This window comes from Pseudomonas persica (assembly GCF_900291015.1).
GTDB lineage: Bacteria > Pseudomonadota > Gammaproteobacteria > Pseudomonadales > Pseudomonadaceae > Aquipseudomonas.
This window is the reverse complement of sequence record NZ_OLKL01000022.1, coordinates 1-26,368: the sequence shown is the minus strand read 5'-3', so window position 1 is coordinate 26,368 and position 26,368 is coordinate 1. Positions and strand designations below refer to the sequence as shown.

Here is a 26,368-nt window from a genome sequence, read left to right as displayed (position 1 = left end):
TTGCCCTCCTCACACCCGGCCCAGGGCGAAGCCCTTGGCCACATGGTTGCGCACGAACCAGATCACCAGCATGCCCGGCAAGATGGTCAGTACCCCCGCCGCCGCCAGCACGCCCCAATCGATGCCCGAGGCCGATACGGTACGGGTCATCACCGCGGCGATCGGCTTGGCATTCACCGAGGTCAGGGTGCGCGCCAGCAGCAGCTCGACCCAGGAGAACATGAAACAGAAAAATGCCGTCACGCCGATGCCGGAGCCAATCAGCGGAATGAAGATCTTCACGAAGAAGCGCGGGAAGCTGTAACCGTCGATGTAAGCCGTTTCGTCGATTTCCTTCGGCACACCGGACATGAACCCTTCGAGGATCCACACCGCCAGCGGTACGTTGAACAGGCAGTGGGCCAGGGCCACGGCAATATGGGTATCGAACAGGCCGATCGATGAATACAGCTGGAAGAACGGCAGCAGGAACACCGCCGGTGGCGCCATGCGGTTGGTCAGCAGCCAGAAGAACAGGTGCCGGTCACCGAGAAAGCGGTAGCGCGAGAAGGCATACGCCGCGGGCAGCGCCACCAGCAGCGAAATCAGCGTGTTCAGGCACACGTAGTACAGCGAATTGATGTAGCCGCTGTACCAGCTGGCATCGGTGAAGATCACCCGGTAGTTGTCGAGGGTAAATGCCTGTGGCCACAGGGTCAGGCCGCCGAGGATCTCGGTATTGCTCTTGAACGACATGTTCAGCAGCCAGTAGATCGGCACCAGCAGGAAGAAGAAGTACAACAGCAGGGCCAGCGATTTGCGCGTGCTCATGGCCTAGTCCTTGTCGGCGTGGGTCATGGCTGTGTAGAACAGCCACGACACCAGCAAAATGATCAGGAAGTACACCAGCGAGAACGCCGCCGCCGGGCCCAGGTCGAACTGCCCCACGGCCATGCGCGTGAGGGTCTGGCTGAGGAAGGTGGTGGCGTTGCCGGGCCCGCCACCGGTCAGCACGAAAGGCTCGGTGTAGATCATGAAGCTGTCCATGAAGCGCAGCATCACCGCAATCAGCAGCACGTTCTTCAGCTTGGGCAACTGGATATGGCGGAACACCGCCCAGCCCGAGGCGCGGTCGATGCGCGCGGCCTGGTAGTACACATCGGGGATGGCGCGCAGCCCCGAATAACAGAGCAGCGCCACCAGTGACGTCCAGTGCCACACATCCATCACCAGCACGGTCAGCCAAGCGTCGAACGGGTCGCCGGCGTAGTTGTAGCTGACCCCGAGCTTGGCCAGGGTGGCGCCGAGCAGGCCGATGTCGGCACGGCCGAAAATTTGCCAGATGGTGCCGACCACGTTCCACGGAATCAGCAAGGGGATGGCCATGACGATCAGGCACACCGAGGCTATGCGCCCCTTGGTCGGCATGGTCAGGGCAATGGCGATGCCCAGCGGAATCTCGATCAGCAGCACGCAGGCGGAATAGATGAACTGGCGCAGCAGCGCATCGTGCAGCGCCGGGTCGCGCAGCACCTGGCGGTACCAGTCGGCGCCGACGAAGTAGCGGTTGGACTGGTCGAAAATGTCCTGCACCGAGTAATTGACCACCGTCATCATCGGCACCACCGCACTGAATGCCACCAGCAGGAACACCGGCAGCACCAGCCACCAGGCCTTGTTGTTCGGCACCTTGTTCATGGCCCGGCCTCCAGCAGCACATCGTCGAGGTACAGCATTAACCACTGCGCCGGCAGGCTGACCCAGGCCTGGCCCACCGGCAGCGGGCGGTCCTCGCCCAGGCGCGCCTTGAGCGCGACACCGCCCAGTTCGAGGGTGACGATGCGGTAGGTGCCCAGGTCCTCGACGTCCAGTACCCGTGCCGGGTAGGCGTCATCGAGCGGGCTGTCCCACAGCTGCACGAATTCCGGGCGGATGCCCACCTGCAGGCGACCACCGCCTGTCGCCGCCAGACGCTCGCGCAGGTGCTCTCGCAGATACCCGGGCAGCACCAGGTGAATATCGCCGAACACCACCCCGTGCGCTTCAGCGCGCACCTCGATCAGGTTCATCCCCGGGCTACCGATGAAGTAACCGACGAAGGTATGCCGCGGCCGCTCGAACAGTTCGCGCGGGGTACCGAACTGGACAATGCGCCCGCCGTGCATCACCGCGATCTTGTCGGCGAACGTCGAGGCCTCCAGCTGGTCGTGGGTGACGTAGATCATGGTGATGTTGAACTGCTCATGGATCTGCTTGAGCTTGCGCCGCAGCTTCCACTTCAGGTGCGGGTCGATCACCGTCAGCGGCTCGTCGAACAGGATCGCCGACACATCATCGCGCACCAGGCCACGCCCCATGGAGACCTTCTGCTTTTCGTCGGCACTGAGGTTGCGCGCCTTCTTGCGCAGCACTGCCGACAGGTCGAGCACCTCGGCAATTTCCTCCACCCGGGCCAGCACCCGGGCTTCGTCCAGCCCCTGGTTGCGCAAGGGAAACGCCAGGTTGTCGAACACCGTCATGGTGTCGTACACCACCGGGAACTGGAACACCTGGGCGATGTTGCGCGCCTGTGGTGACAGCTGGTTGACCGGCTTGCCGTCGAACAGCACCTCGCCATGGGATGGTGTCAGCAGCCCGGAAATGATGTTGAGCAAGGTCGACTTGCCGCAGCCCGACGGCCCGAGCAAGGCGTAGGCACCGCCCTGCTCCCACACATGCTCCAGCGCCTGCAGGGCATAGTCCGCCTCACTGGCAGGCTGGCGGCTGTAGCTGTGCGCCAGTTGGCGCAGGCGGATTTCGGCCATCACCCTCTCCTTGCCTGGCGCAGCCCCGGGGCCTGCACCAGCGCCCCGGTGCTGTCGAACACGAACAGCTTGTGGGTGGGGATGAACACGCGGATCGGCGTATCCACCTGGTATTCGTGCACCCCGGGCAGGTGCAGGATCATGCGCCAGTGTTCGTTGCGCACATGCAGGAAGGTCTCTGAACCACTGATCTCGGCGAGCTCCACCATTACCGACAATTCCAGGTCATCGTCGTGGGCCGGCACCAGGCTGATGTGGCTGGGCCGTACGCCAAAGCGGTAGTCACCCTCGGCAAGCGGCTGCAAGTCGGCATTGCGGGCAAAGTGCACGGCCTGGGCCAGGCTCACGTCGTTGCCGCTGATACGGCCAGGTACCAGGTTGATCGGTGGTTCGGAAAACAGCTCGGCAGCCAGCACACTGCCCGGGCGCTGGTAGACCTCGGCGGTGGGCCCGCTCTGGACGATACGGCCCTCATGCACGAGGGTGGTGGTGCCGCCCAGTGCCAGTGCCTCGTTGGGCTCGGTGGTGGCATACACGGCAATGCAGTGGCGCTTCGCGAACAGTTCGCGCAGTTCCTGGCGCAGGCCCTCGCGCAGCTTGTAGTCGAGGTTGACCAGTGGCTCGTCGAACAGGATCAGTGAGGCATCCTTGACCAGCGCCCGAGCCATCGCCGTGCGTTGCTGCTGGCCACCGGACAGCTCCAGCGGCAGGCGCTGCAGGTAGGCTTCGATGCGCAGCATCTCGGCGGTTTCCTGCACCCGCCGGCGAATCTGGGGCTCGGCCATGCGTGCCTGGCGCAGCGGCGACGCAATATTCTCGTAAACGCTGAGGGTCGGGTAATTGATGAACTGCTGATACACCATCGACACATTGCGCTGGCGCACCGGTACGCCAGTCACGTCCTGGCCATCCATCAGCACCCGCCCCCGGTCCGGGCGATCGAGCCCGGCCATCAGGCGCATCAGGCTGGTCTTGCCGGCCAGGGTGCGGCCCAGCAGTACGTTGAACGAGCCCGGCTCGAAACGCAGTGAGGCATCGACGATCCAGGCCTGGTTGTCGACGCTGCGACTGACCTGTTCCAGCACCAGGGTCATGGCGTGGCCTTCTTGTGGTTATTGTCTGCCGGGCACAGCCAGTTTCGTGCCAGTTGCACCGCGACTGTCTGGTCCGGGGCCTGGCAGGAAGCCCCGGCCAAGCGCAGGTTCACCAGTGAACACAAGCACTGAACAACTGAACACTTGCCGGTTTGACATTGAACAACCGTGCACAACACTGAACAGCGGTCGGCCCCATGACAACAATCACACAGGACAGACCCATGGCCGCAACCGCTTCGACGCATGCCCAAGTGATCCAGGCCTCCTGGGCCCGCTGCCGCGACCACGGCCTGCAACCCCAGCACGCCCCGGACTTCGACTGCCTGACCCGTGCCGAACTGAGCGCCCTGCTGGAGCGGCGCCAGGCCCTGCTGCGCCTGACCGGTGAAGTGGTGCTGCCGCAACATGCGCACCTGCTGGGCAATGCCAGCTACCTGGTGATGCTGGCCGATGCCAGCGGCTGCCTGCTCGACAGCTGGGGCTCGCGGCGTTTCATCGAGCCGCGCCAGCAGCATGGCTTCAGCGCCGGTGCCCACTGGCACGAGCGCGGTGTCGGCACCAATGCCCTTGGCACCGCGCTGGTCTGCGCCGAGGCGATCCACGTGGGCCAGGACGAGCACTTCCTGCGCCAGAACCGCTATATGTCCAGCGCCGCCGCGCCACTGTTCGACGCTGCGCGGCAGCTGGTCGGGGTGCTCGACGTCGCCAGCGACGGCTATCTGCCCGCCAGCCAGACGCTAGGCCTGGTGCGCATGATGAGCCAGAGCCTGGAGAACCGCCTGATCCTTGCCGAGCATGCCGACCAGCACGCGCAGCTGATCTTCAACAGCGCCTCCGACAACCTCGACAGCCCATGGGCCGGCCTGCTGGTGTTCGATGAGCACGGGCAGGTGCTGGCCGCCAATCACCGGGCCGACAGCCTGCTCGGCGGCAATCCGCTGCGGCAGAATATCGAGCAACTGTTCCAGTTGCCCCTGCAACAGCTGCTCAGCCATCCCCGGCAACAGCCCTTCGCCCTGCAAGCCACCGGGCGCAACCGCTTTCATTGCCAGTGGCAGCCGCCACGCGAGGCTTCCAGCCGCCGCGCCGCCAACAGCGCTGAGCCACGCCTGGAGAAGGCCCTGGCACAGGCCGGCCTGCTGCTGGAAAAGGACATCCCGGTGCTGGTGCAAGGTGAAACCGGCGTCGGCAAGGAGGTATTCGTCGACACCCTGCACCGAGCCAGCAGCCGCGCCAGCCAGCCGCTGGTCGCGGTCAACTGCGCGGCGATCCCGGCCGAGCTGGTGGAGTCGGAGCTGTTCGGCTACGACAAGGGCGCGTTCACCGGCGCCCACCACAAGGGCAACCCGGGGCTGATCCGCAAGGCCCATCACGGCATCCTGTTCCTCGATGAAATCGGCGACATGCCGTTGCCCACCCAGGCCCGTCTGCTGCGCGTGCTGCAGTCGCGCAGTATCCAGCCATTGGGCAGCGGCGAACCGGTGGCGGTGGATATCCGCGTGGTGTCGGCGAGCAACCGTGACCTGGCTGAAGAGGTGCGTGCCGGGCGCTTTCGCCAGGACCTGTATTACCGCATCGCCGGGCTGGCGCTGGTGTTGCCGCCGCTGCGCGAGCGCAGTGACCGCCGGCAACTGATCGAGCAGGTGCATGCGCGCTACCGCGAAGCCGGGCAACCTGCACGGCTGCCTGCGGCCATTATCGAGCTTTTCGATCAGCACCCTTGGCCAGGTAATGTGCGCGAACTGGTGAGTGTGCTGCAGGTGGCGCTGACCTTGGCGGGTAATGGCCCTGTCGGCCTGGAACACTTGCCTGCGGGATTTCTCGCCGAGTCGCAAGTGCCCGTGCCGGTCGCGCCCGAAGAGGCCGACCTGCACGCGCTGGTGGAGCAAGCCAACGGCAACCTTTCGGCGGTGGCGCGCGAGCTTGGGATCAGCCGCACCACGCTGTACAAGCGACTGCGTGAACGATGATCGCCCTGGGCGGTACTGGCCTCAGCTGCGCGACAACGCAAAGAACCGAGCTCACAAGCCATTCGCGCACCTGTGGGACCGCTATCAAGGGTCGCGCCATTGCGCCGGTTGCCGGTAGGCCTGCGCCCAGGCTTCCACCGCACTGGCCGGCATAGGCCGGGCGATGCAGTAACCCTGCGCCAGCTCGCAGCCCAGGCCCATCAGCACCCGGCCGTGCTCGACGCTCTCCAGCCCTTCGGCAATCACCTCGCGGCCAAACGCCCGCGCCAGGCCGATCACCGCCCGGGTCAGCGCCAGGTCGTCCTGGTCATGCAGGATGTCGCGCACGAACGACTGGTCGATCTTGATCGTCTGGGTCGGCAAGCGCTTCAGGTAGCTCAGCGACGAATAGCCGGTGCCGAAGTCGTCCAGGGAGAAACGCACACCCAGCGCGCGGCAGGCATCGAGGCAGCGGCTGACATGCTGCAGGTTGTCGATGGCCACCGACTCGACGATTTCCAGGTCCAGCCGCGCCGGGTCCACCTCCGGGTGCGCCGCCAGCAACAGCTGCAGGCGTTCGGCAAAGTCACTGCGCTGCAAATGCCGCGCGGCGATGTTCACGCTCAGTGACCAGGGCCGCCCCTGACGCTGCCACACCTGCAGCTGGTTCAGCGCCTGGTCGAGCACCCACTCACCAATTTCCACGATCAGGTCGGTCTGCTCCACCCAGGGCAGGAAATCACCAGGCGGCACCAGACCACGGCCTGGCCGCTGCCAGCGCAACAAGCCCTCGAAACCCAGCACCTGGCCGCTGCGCAGGTTGACCTTGGGCTGGTAATACAGGCACAGCTCACCGTTGCGCAGGGCCCGGCGCACCCGCGCCACGGTCTGGTGGGTAGCCTTGAGCTCCTGTTCCTGGGACACGTCGAACAGGTGATAGCGGTTGCGCCCACGCTGCTTGGCCACGTACATGGCCTGGTCGGCATGGCGCACCAGGGTGTCGGCGTCTTCGTCGTCCTGCGGGTACAGGGTCACGCCGATACTGGCGCTAAGCGACAGACGGTGTTCGCGCACCACGTAGGGCGCCGCCAGTGCCCGCAGCACCCGGCGCAGCGCCGCATGCACCTGGCGGTCTTCGTCGACGTCGCGCAGGATCAGCACGAATTCGTCTCCCGAGAGCCGGGCCACCGCGTCGCCATCGCGCAGGATGTGCTTCAGCCGCTGCGCCACCTCGACCAGCAGCAGGTCGCCCATGGCATGCCCGTAGCCGTCGTTGACCGCCTTGAAGCCATCCAGGTCGAGCATGCACACCGCCAGCGGAATGTCTTCACGGCGCGAGTAGGCCAGGGCCTGGTTCAGCAGGTCGGACAAGTAGGCGCGATTGGGCAGGCCGGTGAGCACGTCGTGACCCACCCGCCATTGCAAAGTATGCAGCAACTGGCGCTTTTCGGTGACGTCGAAACGGATCGACACGTACTTGCGCACCAGGCCGGTAAGCGGATCGACCAGCGGCACCATGGTGCTGTCGACCCAGTACAGCGAGCCGTCCTTGGCGCGGTTGCAGATCTCGCCCTTCCATACCCGGCCGGCGGCCAGCGCCCGCCACATGCCGACGAAAAACTCCGGCTCGTGCAGGCCGGAGTTGAGGATGCGATGGTTGGCGCCCAGCAGCTCCTCGCGGCTGTAGCCCGAAATGCTGCAGAACTGCTGGTTGACGTAGGTGATGGTCCCACGCAGGTCGGTTTCGGAAAAAATCGCGGCCGCGTCCACGGCCGCACGATAGATATCATCCATAAAGCATCCTGCCTTAGCGGTTGAAGCGCTCCACAAGGGCGCGCAATCCGGCGCACACCTCTTCCAGTTCGGCGCCGCGCGAAGCGGCAGCGTTGGCGCTGTGGGCGCTGTGCTGGGCAATGCCGGCCACGCCGTTGATCTGCCGGGAAACGTCTGCGGCCACTGCCGACTGCTGCTGCGAGGCCGTGGCCATCTGCTGGCTCATGTCGCTGATGCGCTGCACCGCGTCACGAATGCCATGCAGCGCCTGCCGGGCTTCCTGCACCTGGGCAACGCCCTGTTCGGCGCCGTCGATGCCCTGGCTGGCGATCGCCACGGCTTCCTCGGCACCACTGCGCAGGGCATCGATGATGGCCTGGATGTGCAAGGTCGACTGCCGGGTCTTGTCGGCCAGTGCCCGCACTTCGTCGGCGACCACGGCAAAGCCGCGGCCCTGCTCGCCCGCGCGGGCCGCCTCGATGGCCGCGTTGAGGGCCAAAAGGTTGGTCTGCTCGGCAATGCCGCGGATCATCCCGGTGGCCTCGGCGATAGCACCGGTCTGACCAGCCAGGTGGCTGACCGCCTGGTTGATCTGGGCCACGGTACCGGCCAGGGTGCGAATCGCCGCGCCACTGGCATCGGCCACCTGGCGACCCTGCTCGGCCAGCAGATGCGCGGTATGGGCCTCGGCGGCGGTTAGCTGGACATGCCTGGCCACTTCGCCGATGGACGCTGCCATCTGGTTCATGGCGGTGGCGCTGAGGTCGGTTTCCACACGCTGCTCCAGCAAGGCCGCCTCGGTACTGCGTGACAACTGCCCGGCATCATAGGCGGCCACGGCCATTTGCGCCGCGAGGTCACTCAACCGGGTCAGCGCGGTTTTCAGCCGCGCCTCCTCACTGATCAGCATCAGTTGCAGTTGCCCGGCGGTACCGGGCAGGTCGCTGTAGGTCAAGGCCGCGATCGGGTCGGCGAATGTGCTGGCGGCGCCCCGCACAACCTGCTGCATCTGCCGCCCGACGGCATCGCGCGCCCACAGGCCATAGGCCACGAACAGCCCCACGGTCAGCCCCTGCCCCACCAGGCCTGGCCACAGCAGGTTGGCGCCCAGCGCCAGCAACCCGCTCGCCAGCGGCAAGACCAGGGCCTGTGCCAGCAACGTCAATCGATGTGGCCACGACAACACAGCCTGGCCATTGCGCAGGCGCGCATACAGGGCTTCGGCGCGGGCCACCTGCTCAAGCGTGGGGCAGACCCGCACCGACTCATAGCCAACCACCCGCCCGGCTTCGAGGATGGGCGTGACATAGGCATTGACCCAGTAGTAGTCACCGTTACGGCAGCGGTTCTTGACGATGCCCATCCAGCTCCTGCCGGCCTTCAGGTAGCGCCACATCAACTCGTACACCGCCGGCGGCATGTCCGGGTGGCGCACCAGATTGTGCGGGCTGCCGATCAGTTCGGCCTCGCTGTAGCCGCTGATGGCGGCGAACTCGGGGTTGCAGTAGGTGATCAGGCTGGCGGTGTCGGTAGCGGAAATCAGCCGTTGATCAGGTGGGAAACGTTGCTCGACCGGGGTGACCGGAAGGTTGAGACGCACTATGAGACTCCATTCGTTTAAACGCCAGGAGCCTGCTTGTGGGCGATTGCTGGGTGAATACCCTGCAATCGCCCCTTTAGTGACTTCCCGGTCGGGCGCGGATTCTACGAGGTCAGCCATATAATGCAAATAAACCTTATGAATCATGGCGTTATCGAAAAATCGAAGTCGGCTTGGCGTTTGGCAAGCTGATTGCAGCGCTCCCCCAGGCACTGGCCAAAGCCTGTTCTGATTCTTGTGCGCAGTCCCTGTGGCAGCGGCGGTTCGCCTACGAACGGCCGATCCAGCCGCATGCACCGAACTAGAGCCCGGGCGGCCGGATTGCCCCACAACTGGTCAGACCGGTAAGGCCAAAAAACCTTGCAATGTCGGATTTTCCGCGCTTTCATGGCTTGGCGCTGAACAAACCGGTAAGACCACAATAATTAAGTCCTGCGCTCTTTCGCCCCGTGCGGCTACCGAAGCAAGGACACCGATCAGAGATCCCTCCCATGCTCAAATGGTGCTCGCGTTCGATCTTCCTGCAAGTCGTGCTCGGCCTTGCCCTCGGCATCGCCTGCGGTCTCAGCTTCCCCGACCTTTCCCTGCAACTCAAACCCCTTGGCGATGGCTTCATCAAGCTGATCAAGATGCTCATCGGCCTGATCGTGTTCTGCGTGGTGGTCAGCGGCATCTCGGGCGCCGGCGACCTGAAAAAGGTCGGGCGCATCGGCCTGAAGTCGGTGATCTACTTCGAAGTGCTGACCACCCTGGCGCTGGTGATCGGCCTGGTATTCGCCTTCACCAGCGGCATCGGCAGCGGCGCCAACATCCACCTGGACCAACTGTCCAGCGCCGACGCCAGCAGCCTGGCCGAGCGCGGCCAGCACATCCATGGCGCCACGGCGTTCTTCATGGACCTGATCCCCACCTCGGTAATCGGCGCCTTCGCCGACAACAACATTCTCCAGGTGCTGCTGTTCTCGGTACTGTTCGGCAGCGCACTGAACCTGGTGGGTGACTCCGCAGCCGGCATCTCGCGGCTGATCAACGAACTGAGCCACGTGATTTTCCGCATCATGGGCATGATCGTGCGCCTGGCCCCCATCGGCGTGTTCGGCGCCATCGCCTTTACCACCAGCAAGTACGGCCTGGAATCGCTGCAACACCTGGGCGGGCTGGTGGCGCTGTTCTACCTGACCTGCGCCGGCTTCGTACTGATCGTGCTGGGTACGGTCATGCGCCTGTCGGGCCTGAAGCTGCTGCCGCTGATCAAGTACCTGCGTGAAGAGCTGACCATCGTGCTGGGCACCGCCTCGTCCGACGCCGTGCTGCCACAGATCATGCGCAAGCTGGAGCACCTGGGCATCGGCAGTTCCACCGTCGGCCTGGTGATCCCCACCGGCTATTCGTTCAACCTCGATGGTTTCTCCATCTACCTGACCCTGGCCATCGTGTTCATTGCCAACGCCACCGGCACGCCACTGGCAATGACCGACCTGCTGACCATCCTGCTGGTGTCGCTGGTGACTTCCAAGGGCGCTCACGGCATCCCAGGCTCGGCGCTGGTGATCCTCGCCGCTACCCTGACCGCCGTACCGGCGATCCCGGTGGTCGGCCTGGTGCTGGTATTGGCGGTGGACTGGTTCATGGGCATCGGCCGGGCGCTGACCAACCTGATCGGCAACTGCGTGGCCACCGTGGCCATCGCCCGCTGGGAGAAGGACATCGACCTGGAGCGTGCGCACAACGTGCTCGACGGCAAGCCCGGCTTCGCCCCCACGCCACGCAAGCAGCCCAACCCCCATCAACAGGAATTCTGAGCGAACGTGGCCGGCACTGATGCCGGCCCTTCCAGGAGCGCACCGTGATCAGCTCATCGACCGTCGTCAACTCAGTGGTGGAAAAACTGCGCCAGGCCCTCGCCCGCGGCCAATGGCGTACCGGCGACATGCTGCCAGGCCAGCGCGAGCTGGCCGAACAGCTGGGCATCAGCCGCCCCAGCCTGCGCGAAGCGATGACCGTGCTGGAAACCCTGGGCCTGGTGCGCTCGCTGCCGGGCAAGGGCGTACTGGTGCTGGACGCCGATGCCGCCGGCCAGGAGCCGGGCCTGGACACCGGCGCCGCAGCCAGCCTGGCCGATGTGCTGGAGCTGCGCTACACCCTTGAACCCTTCATCGTCGGCCTGGTGGCGCAGTCGGCCAACAGCCAGGACATCGGCCAGTTGCGCCTGACCCTGATGGACATGCGTGAAGCGCTGGAGGCAGATGACAGCGAAGCCGGAGTCAGGGCCTACATCGCCTTCCATGAAGCGCTGTTCGCCCTGACCACCAACCCGATCTTCCAGAGCGTGGTGCAACAGACCGGCAATGCCCTCAAGCAGAGCGCCGACATGCTGCGCAATTCGCCAGAGCACCTGGCCGCACGGCTGAAGGAAAACGAAGCGGTGGTGCGCGCCATACGTGAACGCAGCAGCGCCCAGGCCAGTGCCCAGATGCGCCAGCACATCCTCGCCGAAGGCTTGCGCATGGGCATCCCGTTGAACATCCCGGACGAACACCCGCATCCATGACCCCAGGAGAGCGACCATGAACGCCGCCCCTCACTTGCCGGCCCTGCTCGCGGCCGGCGAAACCCGCCTGTCGGCCGAGCAGATCTACCCGCGGCTGTTCGATGCCATCCTCGAACAGCGCCTGCCACCTGGCAGCCTGTTGCCCGAACAGGCGCTGGGCCATGCCTTTGGTGTCAGCCGTACAGTGATCCGCCGCGTGCTCGGGCGCCTGTCCGACCAGCAGGTGGTGGTGCAGCGCCCCAGCCACACTGCGCATTTGGCCGCGCCCGACCCGGAGCAGGCACGCCAGGTGCTCAGCGCCCGGCGTCTGGCCGAAACCACGCTGATCACCCTGGCCGCGCAACGCGCCCGGCCGGTGCAGATTCGCCAGTTGCGGCAACTGGTGGAGCGTGAGCGCCAGCACCATGAAAACGGCGAGCGTTGTGCGGCGATCCGCCTGGGCGGCGAGTTTCACCTGAAACTGGCACAGGTGGCCGCCAATGCGCCACTGGCGCGGTTTCTCAATGGCCTGGTGCCGATGACCTCGCTGATCATCGCCCGCTACGAGTCGCCGTGCTGCGACCACTGCGCGTGGGAGGAACATGCGGCGATCATCGATGCCGTGGAGCACGGTGATGCCGAGGCGGCGCTGGGGCTGATGCACAAGCACCTCGACCGCCTGGAAGAAAAGCTCGAGCTGGAATGACCAGGGCCGCTGCGCGGCCCATCGCCGGCAAGCCAGCGCCCACAGATACTGCGCTGCTCTTGAGGTCACCGCGGTCCCTGTGGGAGCTGGCTTGTCGTGGCGACGAACCGCGTCGATGGGCTGCACGGCAGCCCCCTCAACCCCACCCTATACTCCGAGAACCACCCCAGCCTCTATCAGGGAGGCGGTTGCGTGAGCACTCGAGTCCTCCTGCTGCTGTGCCTGCTGCTGGCCCTGGCCGGCTGCGCAGGCAAGCCCCCACCTGTCCCGCCGCCACCCGTGGTGCTCACCACCGCCACCTGGCAACGCATCGACCAGGAACTGATCGACGCCTCGGTCGGCGCCGCCAGCTCGGCCAACGACTATGCCCGGCGCTCCATGCGGGTGTGGAAGGAACAGGTGCAGCAGCGCACCGAAAGCGACTTCATCCCCTGGTTCACCGGCTACTGGACCCAGCAGTGGCTGACCCTCAAGGTGGCCTGGTACAAGATCGACAGCGGCGAAGGCCGGGAGCCGGCGGAGAAACGCCTGGCGCTGTACCTGCAGGAGCAGTACCACAAACGGGTGATCGAACCGGTGGCCGAACAGATCAACCCCGAAGGCATCCGCGACCGTGCCTGCGAGCTGTACCTGCAACTGCTCGGCCAGCAGCTGCCGGCCATCATCAGCCGCTACAACGCGCCCCCCGAGCAGTTCAGCCAGCGCCTCAACCGCATTCCCGCCATCGCCCTGGGGCCACCGGATGCGCGCAATGCCAGCCTGTATCAACTGCTGCGGGCCAAATCGCTGGCCCAACAACCGGCCTGGCAAGCCATGCGCCAACACCTGCACCAGCAGGCCAGCAAAGGCCCCGGCAAAACCGATGTCGGGCTGAATTCGGTGGCCAACCAGGCCAGCGAAAAGCTCGGCGCCACCCTGGCCCCGCGCGGCGTCGCCAGTGCCGTGGCGTCGGCGGTGGGCAAGGTGGCGGGAGCGATGATTTCGATCGCGGCGGCCGGTTACGGGATCATGACCCACGACCGCGAACACCCGCAGATGGTCGAGCAGTTGCGGGTGATCCTCAACGTGGCGCTGAGCCAGGAATGGCAGGAGCTGATGGAGAATCGCCAGAGTGGGGCCATGGCGGGGGTGTATTACCTGTCAGGGCAGGTCGAGGACAGTTTGCTGGCCAGTGCGCCGCGACCGTCGGAGCAACCGGTTGAGCCGCAGGTGAAGCAACAGCAGGAGCCTCTGATCATTCGCCTGCCGCCTTAGCTATTTTCTGTACCGGCCTCTTCGCGGGCTCGCCCGCAGGGGTATCACAGGTCTTGATTACTATGGAAATCCTGTGGGGGCTTTAGCCGCGAAGAATCCAACGCGGTGCATGGCACCGGCTGCGCCGGTGTTCGCGGCTAAAGCCGCTCCCACAGGGGCCCTGCTAATTCAACGAGTTATGTGCAGTTCTATGAGAGCGGGCGAGCCCGCGAAGAGGCCGGTACAGGCTGAATCAGGCTGTCGCCATTGCCGAGCAGGGCAACCCGAACACCCGGTCGAACGCCCAGTTGTAGGCAAAGGTGTAGCACGGCACCAGCACGATGAACGCCATGTCCACCAGCAACGCCTCCAGCAGTGTCATGTCCAGCCACCAGGCAATCAGTGGGATCAGGTATACCACCAGGGTCAGCTGGAAACCGATGGCATGCGCCACCCGCCGCGCCACGCTGCGCCCGCGTTTGGCCTGGCGGCTCTCCCAGCACTCGAACAGGGTGTTGTAGATCAGGTTCCAGAGCATGGCGATGGTGGTGATCATCACCGCCAAAGGCCCGGTATGCGACGCTTGGGTGTCCGACAGGTAGGCCAGCCCGAGGGTCGACATGCACAGCCCGATCAGTTCATAGAAAGTCACGTAGACCAGTTTGCGTTTGAGTCCCTGCACCCGGGGTTACCTCCAATGACAAAAGCGAAGGGGCGCGAGCATGCTTCATCTTTCTTGACAGAAAAAGTCAGCAGCTGTCAGATTCACTGACAGGAGGCTGCCATGAACTTTTCCAGCGACAATATCCAGTTGTTTCTCGCCGTGCTCGACCGCGGTTCGTTTTCCGCCGCCGCGCGCGCCCTGCAGCGGGTACCTTCGGCCGTGAGCATGGCCATCGGCAACCTCGAAGCCGAACTGGGCTACACCTTGTTCGAGCGCGGCCCGCGCGAAGTCCGCCCGACCGCGCAGGCCATGGCGCTGGAACCCCATGCCCGGCTGATCGCCGAGCAACTGGGGCTGCTGCAGGTGCATGCCCTGGAACTGTCCCAGGGGCTGGAGAGCTGCCTGACCCTGGCCGTGGTGCCGGACATCGACCACCGCCCGCTGCTGGCGGCCATCGCTCGCCTCGGTGAGCGCCACCCACTGCTGGACATCGCCCTGCTCAGCGCCCCACAGGAAGAGGCCGTGCACTTGCTGGACAGCGGCCACGCCGACCTCTGCGTGGCCTTTGCCGGGCTGCAGGTCGATGCCCGTCGCGGCTTCCAGCACATCGGCATGGAGTCGCTGGTAGCCACCCTGTCTCCCGCCCACCCGGCCTTGCGCGAGGGGCGTATCCACTACCTCGAAGACCTGACCCGGGTGCGCCAGATCCTGGTGCGCAGCCGTGATTTGCCGCTGGCCGACCCACGCCCGCTGATCGGCGCCACGCACTGGTCTACCGACAGCTTCGACCTCGCCCTGCAGATGGTGGAAGCCGGCCTGGGCTGGGGTGACTTGCCGCTGTCGCGGGTCGCGCCACTACTGGCCAACGGGCGCCTGGTGCGCCTGGATTTTCGCAACACCCGCAACGAACTGCAGTTGCCGGTACACATCTTGTGGCGCAAGCAACAACCGTTGCAGCAGGCTGCACGCCTATTGATAGAGCAGCTGTGTAGCCCGTGAATACCGTCTGTCGAAACGACCGTAAGAATTTTCTGTAAGAGCATCAATCTTTTACCCCTTGAGCCGATATCCCGGTCGATAGGTTCCGCAATGCGTCATGAGCGCGCTGCGCCCTCCCCTCATTGGCCCAAGGTCTCGAAACATGAACCTGAAATTTCGCCACAAGATCCTGCTCAGCGCCTGCGGCGTCGTGGTCCTGGCATTTGCCCTGTTCACGCTCTACAACGACTACCTGCAACGCAACACCATCCGCCAGAACATCGAAGCTTCGGTGCAGCAGTCCGGTGCACTGACCGCCAGCAGTGTGCAGAACTGGATGAGCGGGCGCATTCTGGTCCTGGAAAACCTGGCCCAGGACATCGCCCAGCAAGGCGCTGGCGACACCCTGGCCGGGCTGATCGAGCAGCCGTCCTACACGCGTAATTTCCTGTTCACCTACCTGGGCCAGGCCAACGGTGCGTTCACCCAGCGCCCCAATGCGCAGATGCCCGCCGGTTACGACCCACGTCAGCGCCCGTGGTACGGCGCCGCGGCCAGCGCCGGGCAGTCCGTGCTGACTGCCCCGTACCAAGGCGCTGTCGGTGGCCTGATGGTAACCATCGCCACGCCTGTGAAAAGCAAGGGCAATGGCGAACTGATGGGTGTGGTCGGCGGTGACGTCACCCTCGACACCCTGGTCGAGATCATCAACTCGGTCGATTTCGGCGGCATCGGCCACGCCTTCCTGGCCGACAGCAATGGCCAGGTGATCGTCAGCCCCGACAAAGACCAGGTAATGAAGAACCTCAAGGACATCTACCCCGGCAGCAACCTGCGGGTCGCCGCCGGCATGCAGGATGTCACCCTCAATGGCCAGGACCGCATCATCTCCTTCGCCCCGGTGGCCGGCCTGCCTTCGGCACAGTGGTACATCGGCCTGTCGATCGACAAGGACAAGGCCTACGCCGCGCTCAGCCAGTTCCGCACCTCGGCGATCATCGCCATGCTGATCGCCGTGGCCGTTATCGCCGGCCTGCTTGGCCTGCTGATTCCGGTGCTGATGAGCCCGCTGACCACCATGGGCCGCGCCATGCGTGACATTGCCGAGGGCGAAGGCGACCTGACCCGTCGCCTGGCCGTGCAGAACAAGGACGAGTTCGGAGAGCTGGCCAGTTCGTTCAACCGCTTCGTCGAGCGCATTCACGCCTCGATCAGCGAAGTGTCCTCGGCCACTCGCCAGGTGCACGACCTGTCGGAGAAAGTGATCCACGCCTCGAACGCCTCGATCATCGGCTCTGAAGAGCAGAGCATGCGCACCAACAGCGTGGCCGCAGCGATCAACGAGCTGGGTGCCGCCACCCAGGAAATTGCCCGCAACGCTGCCGATGCCTCGCAGCATGCCAGCGGTGCCAGCGAGCAGGCCCACGGCGGCCGTGAAGTGGTCGAAGAAGCGATCAGCGCCATGACCGCCCTGTCGCAGCGCATCAGCGAGTCCTGCGCGCAAATCGAAACGCTCAACGCCAGCACTGACGAAATCGGCAAGATCCTCGACGTGATCAAGGGCATCTCGCAGCAGACCAACCTGCTGGCGCTGAACGCCGCCATCGAAGCGGCCCGGGCCGGTGAAGCCGGCCGTGGCTTTGCCGTGGTGGCCGACGAGGTACGCAACCTGGCGCACCGTACCCAGGAATCGGCGGAAGAAATCCACCGCATGATCACCAGCCTGCAGGTGGGCTCGCGCGAAGCGGTGCACACCATGAACACCAGCCAGGTTTCCAGCGAGCAGACCGTGCAGGTGGCCAACCAGGCCGGCGAGCGCCTGGCCAGCGTGACCCAGCGCATTGGCGAGATCGATGGCATGAACCAGTCGGTGGCTACCGCTACCGAAGAGCAGACCGCCGTGGTCGAGAGCCTCAACCTGGACATCACCCAGATCAACGCCCTGAACCAGCAAGGGGTGGAGAACCTCAACGAGACCCTGCGCCATTGCGACCAACTGGCCCAGCAGGCCGGGCGCCTGAAACAGCTGGTGGGCAGCTTCAGGATCTAAGCACTGGAAACAGGCGGTAACGGCCAATCCCCGTTGCCGCCTGTAGCGGCCCAATCAACGGCAAGCCAGCGTCCACAAGTACAGCAATGCCCTTGAGCCATGTGATATTCCTGTGGGAGCTGGCTTGCCGGCGATTGGGCTGCACAGCAGCCCCTATGCCACCGCCGCTTTAACCGCCCTGCCCCGCCGCACCCAGGCCAGCAGCACCGCCGCCATCAGCACGAAGCCCAGATAGCCGAACAACGGGTACACCTCGCCCACCAGGCTGATGAACCCCACCAGGCTGCAGCCGAACGCCACCACCCCGGTCACCACCGAGCCCCAGCGAAACTGTGCCGTGCCCGCTGGCATCAGCCGTGAAAGGAACGAAAACAACGTACCCACCGCGGTGTTGACGATCATGCCGAAGATGACCAGGCACATCACCAGCCCCAGCAGCGGTGACACTTCGTTGGCAATCGACAGCATCGGCATCGGCAGGTCAGCCACGCTGTCCAGACGCGACAACAGCCCGGCACTCATCACCAGCATCAGGCCACCCAGTGCTGCACCACCGAGCAGCCCACCCCATACCGCAGCTTTCTCACCCTTGGCCGAACCGCCCAGAATGGCCAGGATCGGCGCACCGGCAACGATGTTGTACGACACGTACAAGAACGCCCCCAGCAGCCAGTGACGGGTGCCGGCCTGTTGCTGGCTGGCCAGCTGGTCAAGCTGGGCGAAACTCTGCTCACGGGTGAACACTGCGTACAGAGCAATCGCCGACGCCACCAGAATCAGCAGCGGCGTGATGGCGCCAATGGCGAGGATCACCTTACGCACGTCCAGGCACACGATGCCCACCACCACCAGCGTCACCAGCACGCTGCCCGACAGCGCCGGGATGCCGAACTGCTGCTCCAGCAAGGCGCCACCACCGGCCAGCATGACCACGGTAACGGCGAACATGAAAAAGGTGATCAGCCAGTCGACGAACCGGCCCAGGTGACGGCCGCAGATGGCCTGGATCACATCCTTGTGCGAGGTAGCCTGCTGGCGATTGCCCAGCCCCGCCAGGGCCATGCCGAGGAAGGTGAACAAGGCCGCACTGACCAGCGCACCGACCAGCCCCCACACACCGAAATCGACAAAGAACAACAACAGTTCCCGCCCCGAAGCGAACCCCGCCCCCACGATCACGCCGACAAACGCGCCGGCAATCTTCAGCTGCTCTTGCATGTGAACCTCTGGATTTATTGTTGTTGTGTCACTGGCATCGCATTGCTTTTTCAGGGGCGGCCTTTCGCAACACAGGGCCGCTCCCACATGGGCTCTTTGTTCGGTCACAAATCGCCGACAAACGCCTGCACTTCGATCTCCACATCCACCCCCAGCGCCAATGCCGAGGCCACGGTCGAGCGCACCGGCAGCGCTGCGCCGAAGAATTCCTTGTACACCTCGTTGAAGCCGGCGAAGTGGCTCATGTCCGACAGCCACACCGTGGCCTTGACCACCTGATCGAAACGCGCGCCACAGGCCGCCAGGCTTTCGGCGATGCGCTCGCAGGCGGCACGGGTCTGGGTCTGGATGTCACCGCGCACCACTTCGCCGCCGGCACTCATCGGCACCTGGCCGGAGAGGAACAGGAAGCCGCCGGCTTTCACCGCGCGGGAGAACGGGAATGGCAGGCTGCTGGGGAAACGCTGGATATCATTGCTCATGGAATGCTCCTTTCAGGGTTGCTGGAAACGGGCCGGGGACAGGCGCTCGGGCGCCACCCCCTGACTGACAAGGCTGGAACACAGGGTTTGGCCCAGTAGCAGGTCGGCGGCCAGGCGCGAGGCGCCCGCAGCCGACTGGATGCCATAGCCACCTTGTGCCGCCAACCAGAAGAACGCTGGCGCGTGTGCATCGAAACCGATCACCAGGTCGCCGTCGGCGACGAACGAACGCAGCCCGGCCCAGGTGTGGCTCGGCCGACGGATCGCCAGGGTGGTCATGGCTTCGATGTTGTAGATGCCCAACGCCACGTCGAGCTCTTCGGGCGCGGCATCCTGGGGTTCGACCGGGTCGGCATTGGCCGGCGACCCCAGCAGTTGGCCGGCGTCGGGCTTGAAATAGAAGCTTTCGTCAACGCCGATCACCGCCGGCCAGCGGGCGAAGTCCTGGTCTGCCGGGCCGGGGAAGGTAAAGGCACTGCGCCGGCAGGGTTGCAGGCCGATACGCGCCACACCGCACTGCTCGGCCACGCGGTCGGCCCAGGCGCCTGCGGCATTGACCAGCTGGCGCGCCTGCACGCGGCTGCCATCGCCCAGCTCCACCTGCCACAGGTTATCCAGGTACCGGGCCTGGATCAGCTCGGCGTTGCAGCGCAGTTCACCGCCAGCGGCGCGATAGCCGCGCAGGAAGCCCTGGTGCAGGGCATGCACGTCCAGGTCCATGGCGCCCGCTTCGAGCACCGCGCCGGCCAGGGTCTCGCTACGCAGGCTCGGCACCAGGGCCAGGGCAGCGTCGCGGTCGAGCAGGCTGACCTCGGTGCCATTGGCCAGGTTCTGCGCATGGGTCTGCTCGAGCAGCGCGCGCTGCTCCAGGCTGGCGACGTACAGGCAGCCGCGCGGTTCCAGCAGCGGGTGCTCGCAGAAACCCTGCGGTGGTGCTTCGTAGAAAGCCCGGCTGGCGCGGGTCAGCGCCTGGATCTGCGGGGTGCCGTAGGCCTCCATGAACATGGCTGCCGAACGCCCGGTGGAATGGTAGCCAGGCTGCGCCTCGCGCTCGAGCAGCAGCACCGTCTGCTGGCCGGCCAGGCGATAGCCCAGGGATGCACCGGCAATGCCGGCGCCGATGATCAGGGTGTCGTAGATCGGGGTCATGCACGCTCCTACCTGGCAAATTATCATTTGTGAGAATTCTAATATATGAGAATTTATCAATACGCAAGGGTCCAAGGTAAGATGCCCGACCAACGCCGCATGCCGAGATCCCCGAATGCCCGCTGCCCTACCCCTGCTGGACCGTGCCGTAGTCGGCCAGCGCCTGCGCCAGGTGCGCAAGGCGCGCCAGATGACCCTCAAGCAATTGTCCGAAACCAGTGGCGTACCGCTGTCCACCTTGTCGAAGATGGAGCTGGCGCAAGTCTCGGTCAGCTATGAAAAACTCGCCGCCGCCGCCCGCGCGCTGAATGTCGACATTGCCCAGCTGTTGCGCGCCAGCGGCACGGTCACCGCGCCTGTGCCGGTGACCGTGGTGGTCGATTCACTGCCGGCGGCGGCGGGCTACTCGACCGGCACTTATGACTATCACCCAATCGCCGGCGACTTCCCCGAACGGCGCATGACCCCGGCTTATGCTCGCATCATTGCTCGCGAACGCGGCCAGTTCGACGATTTTATCCGCCACCCCGGGCAAGAGTTCGCGTTGGTGCTGAGCGGGCGCGTCCGAATCGAGTTCGAAACCGGCGAAGCGGTGAGCATCGGCCCGCAGGAGACGGCGTATTTCGACAGCCAGGTGGGGCATATCTACCTGTCGGAAAGTGACGACGGCGGCGATGCGCATGTGATGGTGGTGATGACTGATCGTTGACCGGGGCTGCCTGCCAGGGCCCTATCGCCGGCAAGCCGGCTCCCACCCCGACCGCATCAACCTCAAGGCCTGTGCAGCCCCTGTGGGCTGGCTTGCCGGCGACAGGGCCCTGACAGGCGGCACCCGGTTATAACCTAATAACGAACAAGTCTATTTGGCTATAAAAAAATCTATATGCTGGCTGCATCCGATAACGGGCAAAGTTGGGCAGTCGAGTAGCGTATGGATGTAGGTTCTTTCGGTTTCACCATTGCAGGCCTGGTCGTGGGTTTCATCGTCGGCATGACCGGCGTCGGTGGCGGCTCGCTGATGACCCCGATCCTGTTGTGGTTCGGCATCAGCCCGGCAACGGCCGTCGGCACCGACCTGCTCTATGCCGCCATCACCAAGGCCAGTGGCGTCTGGGTGCATGCGCGCAACAAGAACGTCGACTGGAAGATCACCGGCCTGCTCAGCCTGGGCAGCGTGCCCGCAGCGGCGCTGACCCTGTGGTTCCTCAGCACCCTGCACACCGACACCTCGGCGCTTAACGCCGTCATCAAGCAAGGCCTGGCGGTGGTACTGATCCTGACCGCGCTGGCCATCCTGTTCAAATCGCGCCTGCAGGCCTTCGCCAGCCGCCATGCTGGTGATCACTACCACCTCAGCGACCGCAGCCTGAACACCCTTACCGTGCTCACCGGCGTGGTGCTGGGGGTGATGGTCACCCTTACCTCCATCGGCGCTGGCGCATTGGGTACCGTGGCGCTGTTCCTGCTGTACCCGTTCCTGGTCACCCGCCGCCTGGTCGGTACCGAAATCGCCCACGCCGTGCCACTGACCCTGGTGGCGGGCCTGGGCCATGCCGGCATGGGCAACATGGACTGGTCGCTGCTGGGCTACCTGCTGCTGGGCTCGCTGCCAGGCATCTACCTGGGCAGCCACCTCACCGGGCGGATTTCCGACCGCGTGCTGCGTCCGTGCCTGGCGGCGATGCTGCTGCTGATCGGCTACAAGCTGGCGTTCTGACCTTCAGCCCAGGCGCAGGCGCCACTGCCCGGTAAAGCTCAGCTCCAGGCGCGACAGCGGCAACACGTCGACCCGCTGACTGGCGCTCATCGGGCAGCCAAGTACGTGCACCAGCGCGGCGCGCATGACCATCGGGTGGGTAACCGCCAGCCATTCCCCCGGCCTGTCGAAGGCCGCCAACCAGGCGGCGATGCGCTGGCAAAGCACGGCGAACGACTCGCCGCCGTGCACATCACTGGCCGGGGCCTGCAGCCATTCGGCCATCGCCTGCGGTTGCTCGGCCTGCAATTGCTTCAGCGTCAGCCCTTGCCAACGCCCCAGGTCGCAATCGGCCAAGGCCGGCTCGACCTGCACCGGCCCCGAAAACCACGCCGCCGTCTCGCAGGCTCGCCGCTCTGGTGCAGTCAGCACCGGCACACCGGAAAGGTCGGCGAAAGGCTGCTGGCCCAACGGCAGGATGCCGTCGTCGGCACGGTGCAGGCGCCCCGTCTTCTGGGCCTGGGTAAGGGCGTGGCAGATCAGGGTCAGGCGGACGACTTTCACCGGGTGTCTCTCGGGGCGGGTTGGGGCGCTAGGTTTAGCATGCTGCGGCACTTTTTGCCGCAACAATATGGCACCGACTGCGCCGGTGTTCGCGGGCAAGCCAGCTCTCATAGAACTGCACATAACTCGTTGAATTAGCAGGGTCCCTGTGGGAGCGGCTTTAGCCGCGAACACCGGCGCAGCCGGTGCCATGCACCGCGTTGGATTCTTCGCGGCTAAAGCCGCTCCCACAGGATACACGGACCGCTTGCGAATTCAGTTCTCTATGCGACAGCGCAGCCCAAAGGGCTGGGCCATCTCCCACAGGGATAGCCGCACGGCTTGAGGTCGATGCGCTCGAGGTGGGAGCTGAAGCGACGAACCCGTCACGAACTCGACGTCGCCTCCACCGATGTCCGGGTCGCCGGTGTGTTTGCAACGACATTTGCTGCAATGATGGAGTTGTCGAGGCTGCCTCTCTCCACCTGTCCGATTTGCATCCTGCCTGAGGGCTCCTACAGTTTCGAACGTAGCCCCTCTGCCGAGCCCCCCGATGCGCAGCCACGAAGAAAGCCGCCCCGCGAACACCCCCCGGCCCCTGGCGAAGATCCCTCACAGTGTCTGGGCGCTGGGCTTCGTGTCGATGTTCATGGACATTTCCTCGGAAATGATTCACGCCCTGCTGCCGCTGTACATGGTCACCGTGCTCGGCACCTCGGTAGTGGCGGTGGGCTTTATCGAAGGTATCGCCGAGGCGACCGCCTCGATCACCAAGGTATGCTCCGGCGCCCTCAGCGACCGGCTGGGCAAACGCAAGCTGCTTACGGTGCTGGGCTATGGCCTGGGGGCGCTGACCAAGCCAGTGTTCCCCATGGCCTCCGGGCTGGAGTGGCTGACCGCGGCACGCTTCGTCGACCGGGTCGGCAAAGGCATTCGTGGGGCGCCGCGCGACGCACTGGTGGCCGATGTCACGCCCGCTGAACTGCGTGGTGCAGCCTTCGGCCTGCGCCAGGCGCTGGACACCGTGGGTGCCTTCCTTGGGCCGTTGCTGGCGATCCTGTTGATGTGGCTGACCGCGAGCCATTTCCAGACGGTGTTCTGGGTGGCGGTGATCCCGGCGTTCGTGGCGGTGTACATCCTCATCGCCTTCGTGCGCGAACCTGAAACGCCGGCCACCACCCGGCCAGTGCGCTCACCGCTGGCAGTGCACGAGCTGGCTCGCCTGGGCCCGGCCTACTGGCGGCTGATCGGCCTGGCCACGCTGTTCACCCTCGCCCGCTTCAGCGAGGCGTTTCTGCTGCTGCGCGCCCAGGACATGGGCCTGGCGCCGCTGTGGGCACCGGCAGTGCTGGTGCTCATGGCCCTGGCCTACTCGCTGTCGGCCTACCCCGCCGGGGTGCTCTCGGACCGCGTAGGCCGCCGCGGCGTGCTGATGACCGGGCTGGGGCTGCTGGTCGTCGCCGACCTGCTGCTGGCCCTGCTGCCGGGCTGGCCCGGGCTGGCCATGGGGGTGGCCGCCTGGGGTCTGCACCTGGGCTTCAGCCAAGGCATCTTTGCCGCCATGATCGCCGACAGCGCCCCCGTCGACCTGCGCGGTACGGCCTTCGGCCTGTTCAACCTGCTGACCGGGGTAGCGCTGCTGGTGGCCAGCGTGGTGGCCGGGCTGTTGTGGGACGGGGTCGGCTTTCAGGCGACATTCCTGCTTGGCGCAACGTGTGCCGGCGGCACCTTGGTCGGGGTCGCATTGCTCAGATCAGGCCCGATCACCGGCAAGCCGAACTAGGCCAGCGCTGGCTGCTGTTCCAGTAACGACCAGCCGCCATGCCCATCCACCTCCAGCCGATGGGTATGGAACCCTGCCAGCGTGCTGCGGTGCCCGACACTGACCAGCAACGCCCCCGGCATTTCCGTGCGCAACAGCGAATACAGAGCATGCTCGAGCCCTTCGTCCATGGCCGAGGTGGACTCGTCGAGGAACACCACCTGAGGCCGATTGAACAGCACCCGGGCAAACGCCAGACGCTGCTGTTCACCGACCGAGAGAATGTGTGACCAGTCGCAACTGACGTCCAGCCGCTCGGCCAGGTGGGCCAGGTTGACCTGGCGCAAGGCCTGCTGCATCCGAGTTTCGTCTTCAGGCTTGCTGGCCGCCGGATAGGCGATAACGGTGCGCAGATCGCCCAGCGGCAGGTACGGCCGTTGCGACAGGAACAGCGCCTGGTGGCCCAGCGGTCGCCTGACCTCACCCTCGGCGTACGGCCAGAGGCCCGCCAGCGCACGTAGCAGCGTGGTTTTGCCACTGCCCGACGGCCCCTTGATCAACAGCGCCTCGCCGGCGCGCAGGTCAAGGTCCAGATCGGCGATAAGGGCATGCCCGTCAGGGCGCAGCACCTGCAGGCGGCTGATCGCCAAGGCATTTGCCTGCTCGTCGGTGATGACACGCGGCAGAGCGCTCGCCTGCTGATTGGCATCGAGGAACCCGGTCAGACGGTCAAGAGTGGCCCGGTACTGGGCAAACGCATCATACGACTCGCGGAAGAACGATAACGAATCCTGCACCTGGCCAAAGGCCTGGGAGGTCTGCATGACATCGCCCAGCTTGATCGCCCCACTGAAGAAGCGCGGCGCCTGGAGAATGAACGGGAACACCACCGCAACCTGGCTCACGCCCAGGTTGAAACCACTGAATTTCAGGTTTCGGAACACCAGCGCCCAGGCATTCACGATCAACGCCCCAAAGCGGCCCAGCAAGGTGCCACGCTCGACCTGCGCGCCCTGGTAGAAGGCGATGTTTTCGGCGTTCTCGCGCAGGCGCATCAGCGCATAACGGAAGTTGGCGGTGAGTTTTTCGTTGAGGAAGTTCAGGCGGATCAGCGGTCGCCCGAGACGGAAGGCGATCCAGGTGGCGACGATGACATACAGGTACACGGCAAACACCATTGCCCGGGGGATCTCCACACCGGCTACAGCCAGCGGTGCCGACAGCCCCCAGAGGATCCCGGTAAACGCCACCAGCGACACCAGCGCGCTGACCGCGCCCAGGGCGAGGGTCACCGAGTTGCTGACAAAGGCGTTGACGTCCAGTTCGATACGCTGGTCGGGGTTGTCCACCGGCTCGGCAAGGAACTGACCACGGTAGTAGGCATCACCGTGCATCCAGTCGTGGGTCAGGCGCTCGGTCAGCCAGACCCGCCACTGGATGCTGAACGCCTGGCTTACATAGAAGGTGAACAGCGAACGCAGCACATGGATGGTGGCCAATACTGCAAAGACGCCGAGCAGGTACCAGAAGGCGGCTTGGTCAAGGCCCTGCAAGGCGCTGTAGAAACCGTTGTACCAGAACGAGAACAGCACGTTCAGGCGCACCGAGAAAAGCGTCAATACCAGCAGCAGGGCGAACACCAGCAACGGCCGCCAACTGCGCCTGAAACTGAAATAAGGCCCGGCAAGCTGCCAGAACTGGCTGCCCCAGCGCGTACAACGTACGGCCAGTGTGGCGGCTGCAGTGAAGCAGACAAGGCTGATGAACGAGGCGATTGCCAGCCAGCTCAGGCTCTCTTGCAGGGCCTGGTGCCAGTTCATTTCCATGATGGGTATCCGTGCTGAGTATTTCCGCGAGCGTAGCATTGCCCTGTGATTCTTCAGGCATAAATGACGCACATTTCATGATTGCTTGTCAGAGCTATGCGGTTCTTGTGGAAGCGGCTTTAGCCGCGAAGCAGGCGACGCGGTGGATGGCACCGGCTGCGCCGGTGTTCGCGGGTGAACCCGCTCCCACAGGGGATCTGGGTGGGGCTGAAATTTTTTTCCGCCAGAAAGACAAAACCCCTACCTGCCTGCGCAGATAGGGGTTTTGCGAAATGAATCTTGACGATGACCTACTCTCACATGGGGAAACCCCACACTACCATCGGCGA

22 protein-coding genes and 2 pseudogenes are annotated in these 26,368 nt (G+C 64.9%); 11 read left to right on the top strand and 13 right to left on the bottom strand.

Going from position 1 to position 26,368, the window contains the following annotated elements; genetic code table 11:
- Positions 1–9 precede the first annotated feature (9 nt).
- Genes FQ664_RS11445 through FQ664_RS11430 form a run of 4 tightly spaced genes read right to left on the bottom strand, consistent with a single transcriptional unit; the run spans position 10 to position 3,877 of the window.
- The gene (locus FQ664_RS11445) at positions 10–810 is read right to left on the bottom strand and encodes a carbohydrate ABC transporter permease (protein WP_013971876.1); all 801 of its coding nucleotides are present in this window, start codon (positions 808–810) and stop codon (positions 10–12) included.
- Between the two features lie 3 nt (positions 811–813).
- Positions 814–1,677 carry a carbohydrate ABC transporter permease gene (locus FQ664_RS11440; RefSeq protein WP_144172020.1) on the bottom strand — a complete coding sequence of 288 codons (864 nt, stop codon included), beginning with the start codon at positions 1,675–1,677 and terminating at the stop codon, positions 814–816.
- Positions 1,674–2,783 carry an ABC transporter ATP-binding protein gene (locus tag FQ664_RS11435; RefSeq protein WP_144172019.1) on the bottom strand — a complete coding sequence of 370 codons (1,110 nt, stop codon included), beginning with the start codon at positions 2,781–2,783 and terminating at the stop codon, positions 1,674–1,676. The genes FQ664_RS11440 and FQ664_RS11435 overlap by 4 nt, the downstream gene beginning before the upstream one ends.
- Complete coding sequence (locus FQ664_RS11430; protein WP_144172018.1) at positions 2,783–3,877, bottom strand: ABC transporter ATP-binding protein; 1,095 nt, start codon at positions 3,875–3,877, stop codon at positions 2,783–2,785. The genes FQ664_RS11435 and FQ664_RS11430 overlap by 1 nt, the downstream gene beginning before the upstream one ends.
- Before the next feature lie 224 nt (positions 3,878–4,101).
- Here FQ664_RS11430 and FQ664_RS11425 point away from each other — a divergent pair, with 224 nt between their 5' ends.
- On the top strand, positions 4,102–5,850 hold the full coding sequence (locus FQ664_RS11425; RefSeq protein WP_144172017.1) for a sigma-54-dependent Fis family transcriptional regulator: 1,749 nt from the start codon (positions 4,102–4,104) through the stop codon (positions 5,848–5,850).
- An 84-nt stretch (positions 5,851–5,934) separates the two neighbouring features.
- Here FQ664_RS11425 and FQ664_RS11420 read toward each other — a convergent pair whose 3' ends face one another.
- From FQ664_RS11420 to FQ664_RS28255, 3 genes and pseudogenes are all read right to left on the bottom strand, one after another.
- Positions 5,935–7,623, bottom strand: a complete 1,689-nt coding sequence (locus tag FQ664_RS11420; protein WP_144172016.1) for a putative bifunctional diguanylate cyclase/phosphodiesterase — start codon at positions 7,621–7,623, stop codon at positions 5,935–5,937.
- Positions 7,624–7,636: 13 nt separating this feature from the next.
- Positions 7,637–8,665: a methyl-accepting chemotaxis protein gene (locus tag FQ664_RS11415; protein WP_474707143.1), complete on the bottom strand. Its 1,029-nt coding sequence runs from the start codon at positions 8,663–8,665 to the stop codon at positions 7,637–7,639.
- 255 nt (positions 8,666–8,920) lie between these two features.
- Positions 8,921–9,322, bottom strand: a pseudogene (locus tag FQ664_RS28255) (PAS domain-containing protein); the annotation flags it as partial.
- A gap of 371 nt (positions 9,323–9,693) precedes the next feature.
- Here FQ664_RS28255 and FQ664_RS11410 point away from each other — a divergent pair.
- From FQ664_RS11410 to FQ664_RS11395, 4 genes are all read left to right on the top strand, one after another.
- Positions 9,694–11,004, top strand: coding sequence for a C4-dicarboxylate transporter DctA (locus FQ664_RS11410; RefSeq protein WP_003260726.1), 1,311 nt, complete (start codon positions 9,694–9,696; stop codon positions 11,002–11,004).
- A gap of 44 nt (positions 11,005–11,048) precedes the next feature.
- Positions 11,049–11,753 carry a FadR/GntR family transcriptional regulator gene (locus FQ664_RS11405; protein WP_144172014.1) on the top strand — a complete coding sequence of 235 codons (705 nt, stop codon included), beginning with the start codon at positions 11,049–11,051 and terminating at the stop codon, positions 11,751–11,753.
- A gap of 16 nt (positions 11,754–11,769) precedes the next feature.
- Positions 11,770–12,438, top strand: coding sequence for a GntR family transcriptional regulator (locus FQ664_RS11400; protein WP_144172013.1), 669 nt, complete (start codon positions 11,770–11,772; stop codon positions 12,436–12,438).
- 192 nt (positions 12,439–12,630) lie between these two features.
- Positions 12,631–13,692, top strand: a complete 1,062-nt coding sequence (locus FQ664_RS11395) for a hypothetical protein (protein ID WP_144172012.1) — start codon at positions 12,631–12,633, stop codon at positions 13,690–13,692.
- A gap of 232 nt (positions 13,693–13,924) precedes the next feature.
- Here the strand turns inward: FQ664_RS11395 and FQ664_RS11390 are convergent, their stop codons facing one another.
- On the bottom strand, positions 13,925–14,353 hold the full coding sequence (locus tag FQ664_RS11390) for a PACE efflux transporter (protein ID WP_144172011.1): 429 nt from the start codon (positions 14,351–14,353) through the stop codon (positions 13,925–13,927).
- Between the two features lie 102 nt (positions 14,354–14,455).
- Between FQ664_RS11390 and FQ664_RS11385 the strand changes: the two genes are divergently transcribed.
- The 3 genes and pseudogenes from FQ664_RS11385 (at position 14,456) to FQ664_RS28245 (ending at position 17,363) form a co-directional block, all read left to right on the top strand.
- A complete protein-coding gene (locus FQ664_RS11385; RefSeq protein ID WP_144172010.1) occupies positions 14,456–15,334 on the top strand; it encodes a LysR family transcriptional regulator in 879 nt (292 codons plus the stop codon).
- A 97-nt stretch (positions 15,335–15,431) separates the two neighbouring features.
- A pseudogene (mcpA, locus tag FQ664_RS28250) lies at positions 15,432–16,508 on the top strand (methyl-accepting chemotaxis protein McpA); the annotation flags it as partial.
- A 114-nt stretch (positions 16,509–16,622) separates the two neighbouring features.
- On the top strand, positions 16,623–17,363 hold the full coding sequence (locus FQ664_RS28245) for a methyl-accepting chemotaxis protein (RefSeq protein ID WP_370290711.1): 741 nt from the start codon (positions 16,623–16,625) through the stop codon (positions 17,361–17,363).
- A 153-nt stretch (positions 17,364–17,516) separates the two neighbouring features.
- Here the strand turns inward: FQ664_RS28245 and FQ664_RS11375 are convergent, their stop codons facing one another.
- The 3 genes from FQ664_RS11375 to FQ664_RS11365 form a co-directional block, all read right to left on the bottom strand.
- The gene (locus tag FQ664_RS11375) at positions 17,517–18,581 is read right to left on the bottom strand and encodes a YkvI family membrane protein (RefSeq protein WP_144172008.1); all 1,065 of its coding nucleotides are present in this window, start codon (positions 18,579–18,581) and stop codon (positions 17,517–17,519) included.
- 104 nt (positions 18,582–18,685) lie between these two features.
- On the bottom strand, positions 18,686–19,063 hold the full coding sequence (locus FQ664_RS11370) for a RidA family protein (RefSeq protein WP_087501097.1): 378 nt from the start codon (positions 19,061–19,063) through the stop codon (positions 18,686–18,688).
- 12 nt (positions 19,064–19,075) lie between these two features.
- Complete coding sequence (locus FQ664_RS11365) at positions 19,076–20,212, bottom strand: NAD(P)/FAD-dependent oxidoreductase (protein WP_144172007.1); 1,137 nt, start codon at positions 20,210–20,212, stop codon at positions 19,076–19,078.
- A gap of 115 nt (positions 20,213–20,327) precedes the next feature.
- On the opposite strand from FQ664_RS11365, the gene FQ664_RS11360 reads away from it, so the two are divergent.
- Together FQ664_RS11360 and FQ664_RS11355 are read left to right on the top strand one after the other, a co-directional pair.
- Positions 20,328–20,921: a helix-turn-helix domain-containing protein gene (locus tag FQ664_RS11360; RefSeq protein WP_144172006.1), complete on the top strand. Its 594-nt coding sequence runs from the start codon at positions 20,328–20,330 to the stop codon at positions 20,919–20,921.
- Between the two features lie 222 nt (positions 20,922–21,143).
- Positions 21,144–21,929: a sulfite exporter TauE/SafE family protein gene (locus FQ664_RS11355; RefSeq protein WP_013971855.1), complete on the top strand. Its 786-nt coding sequence runs from the start codon at positions 21,144–21,146 to the stop codon at positions 21,927–21,929.
- 3 nt (positions 21,930–21,932) lie between these two features.
- On the opposite strand, the gene FQ664_RS11350 is transcribed toward FQ664_RS11355, so the two are convergent.
- On the bottom strand, positions 21,933–22,472 hold the full coding sequence (locus FQ664_RS11350) for a histidine phosphatase family protein (RefSeq protein WP_144172005.1): 540 nt from the start codon (positions 22,470–22,472) through the stop codon (positions 21,933–21,935).
- A gap of 532 nt (positions 22,473–23,004) precedes the next feature.
- Between FQ664_RS11350 and FQ664_RS11345 the strand changes: the two genes are divergently transcribed.
- The gene (locus FQ664_RS11345; protein ID WP_144172004.1) at positions 23,005–24,234 is read left to right on the top strand and encodes an MFS transporter; all 1,230 of its coding nucleotides are present in this window, start codon (positions 23,005–23,007) and stop codon (positions 24,232–24,234) included.
- On the opposite strand, the gene FQ664_RS11340 is transcribed toward FQ664_RS11345, so the two are convergent.
- Positions 24,231–26,039 (bottom strand): ABC transporter ATP-binding protein/permease, encoded by a 1,809-nt coding sequence (locus tag FQ664_RS11340; protein WP_144172003.1) that lies wholly within the window; start codon positions 26,037–26,039, stop codon positions 24,231–24,233. The two genes, FQ664_RS11345 and FQ664_RS11340, sit on opposite strands and share 4 nt — an antisense overlap.
- Positions 26,040–26,368: the final 329 nt, after the last annotated feature.

Coding starts and splice junctions, on each gene's coding strand:
- FQ664_RS11445 (WP_013971876.1), bottom strand. CDS start 810: ATGAGCACGCGCAAATCGCTGGCCCTGCTGTTGTACTTCTTCTTCCTG.
- FQ664_RS11440 (WP_144172020.1), bottom strand. CDS start 1,677: ATGAACAAGGTGCCGAACAACAAGGCCTGGTGGCTGGTGCTGCCGGTG.
- FQ664_RS11435 (WP_144172019.1), bottom strand. CDS start 2,783: ATGGCCGAAATCCGCCTGCGCCAACTGGCGCACAGCTACAGCCGCCAG.
- FQ664_RS11430 (WP_144172018.1), bottom strand. CDS start 3,877: ATGACCCTGGTGCTGGAACAGGTCAGTCGCAGCGTCGACAACCAGGCC.
- FQ664_RS11425 (WP_144172017.1), top strand. CDS start 4,102: ATGGCCGCAACCGCTTCGACGCATGCCCAAGTGATCCAGGCCTCCTGG.
- FQ664_RS11420 (WP_144172016.1), bottom strand. CDS start 7,623: ATGGATGATATCTATCGTGCGGCCGTGGACGCGGCCGCGATTTTTTCC.
- FQ664_RS11410 (WP_003260726.1), top strand. CDS start 9,694: ATGCTCAAATGGTGCTCGCGTTCGATCTTCCTGCAAGTCGTGCTCGGC.
- FQ664_RS11400 (WP_144172013.1), top strand. CDS start 11,770: ATGAACGCCGCCCCTCACTTGCCGGCCCTGCTCGCGGCCGGCGAAACC.
- FQ664_RS11385 (WP_144172010.1), top strand. CDS start 14,456: ATGAACTTTTCCAGCGACAATATCCAGTTGTTTCTCGCCGTGCTCGAC.
- FQ664_RS28245 (WP_370290711.1), top strand. CDS start 16,623: ATGCGCACCAACAGCGTGGCCGCAGCGATCAACGAGCTGGGTGCCGCC.
- FQ664_RS11375 (WP_144172008.1), bottom strand. CDS start 18,581: ATGCAAGAGCAGCTGAAGATTGCCGGCGCGTTTGTCGGCGTGATCGTG.
- FQ664_RS11370 (WP_087501097.1), bottom strand. CDS start 19,063: ATGAGCAATGATATCCAGCGTTTCCCCAGCAGCCTGCCATTCCCGTTC.
- FQ664_RS11365 (WP_144172007.1), bottom strand. CDS start 20,212: ATGACCCCGATCTACGACACCCTGATCATCGGCGCCGGCATTGCCGGT.
- FQ664_RS11360 (WP_144172006.1), top strand. CDS start 20,328: ATGCCCGCTGCCCTACCCCTGCTGGACCGTGCCGTAGTCGGCCAGCGC.
- FQ664_RS11355 (WP_013971855.1), top strand. CDS start 21,144: ATGGATGTAGGTTCTTTCGGTTTCACCATTGCAGGCCTGGTCGTGGGT.
- FQ664_RS11345 (WP_144172004.1), top strand. CDS start 23,005: ATGCGCAGCCACGAAGAAAGCCGCCCCGCGAACACCCCCCGGCCCCTG.
- FQ664_RS11340 (WP_144172003.1), bottom strand. CDS start 26,039: ATGGAAATGAACTGGCACCAGGCCCTGCAAGAGAGCCTGAGCTGGCTG.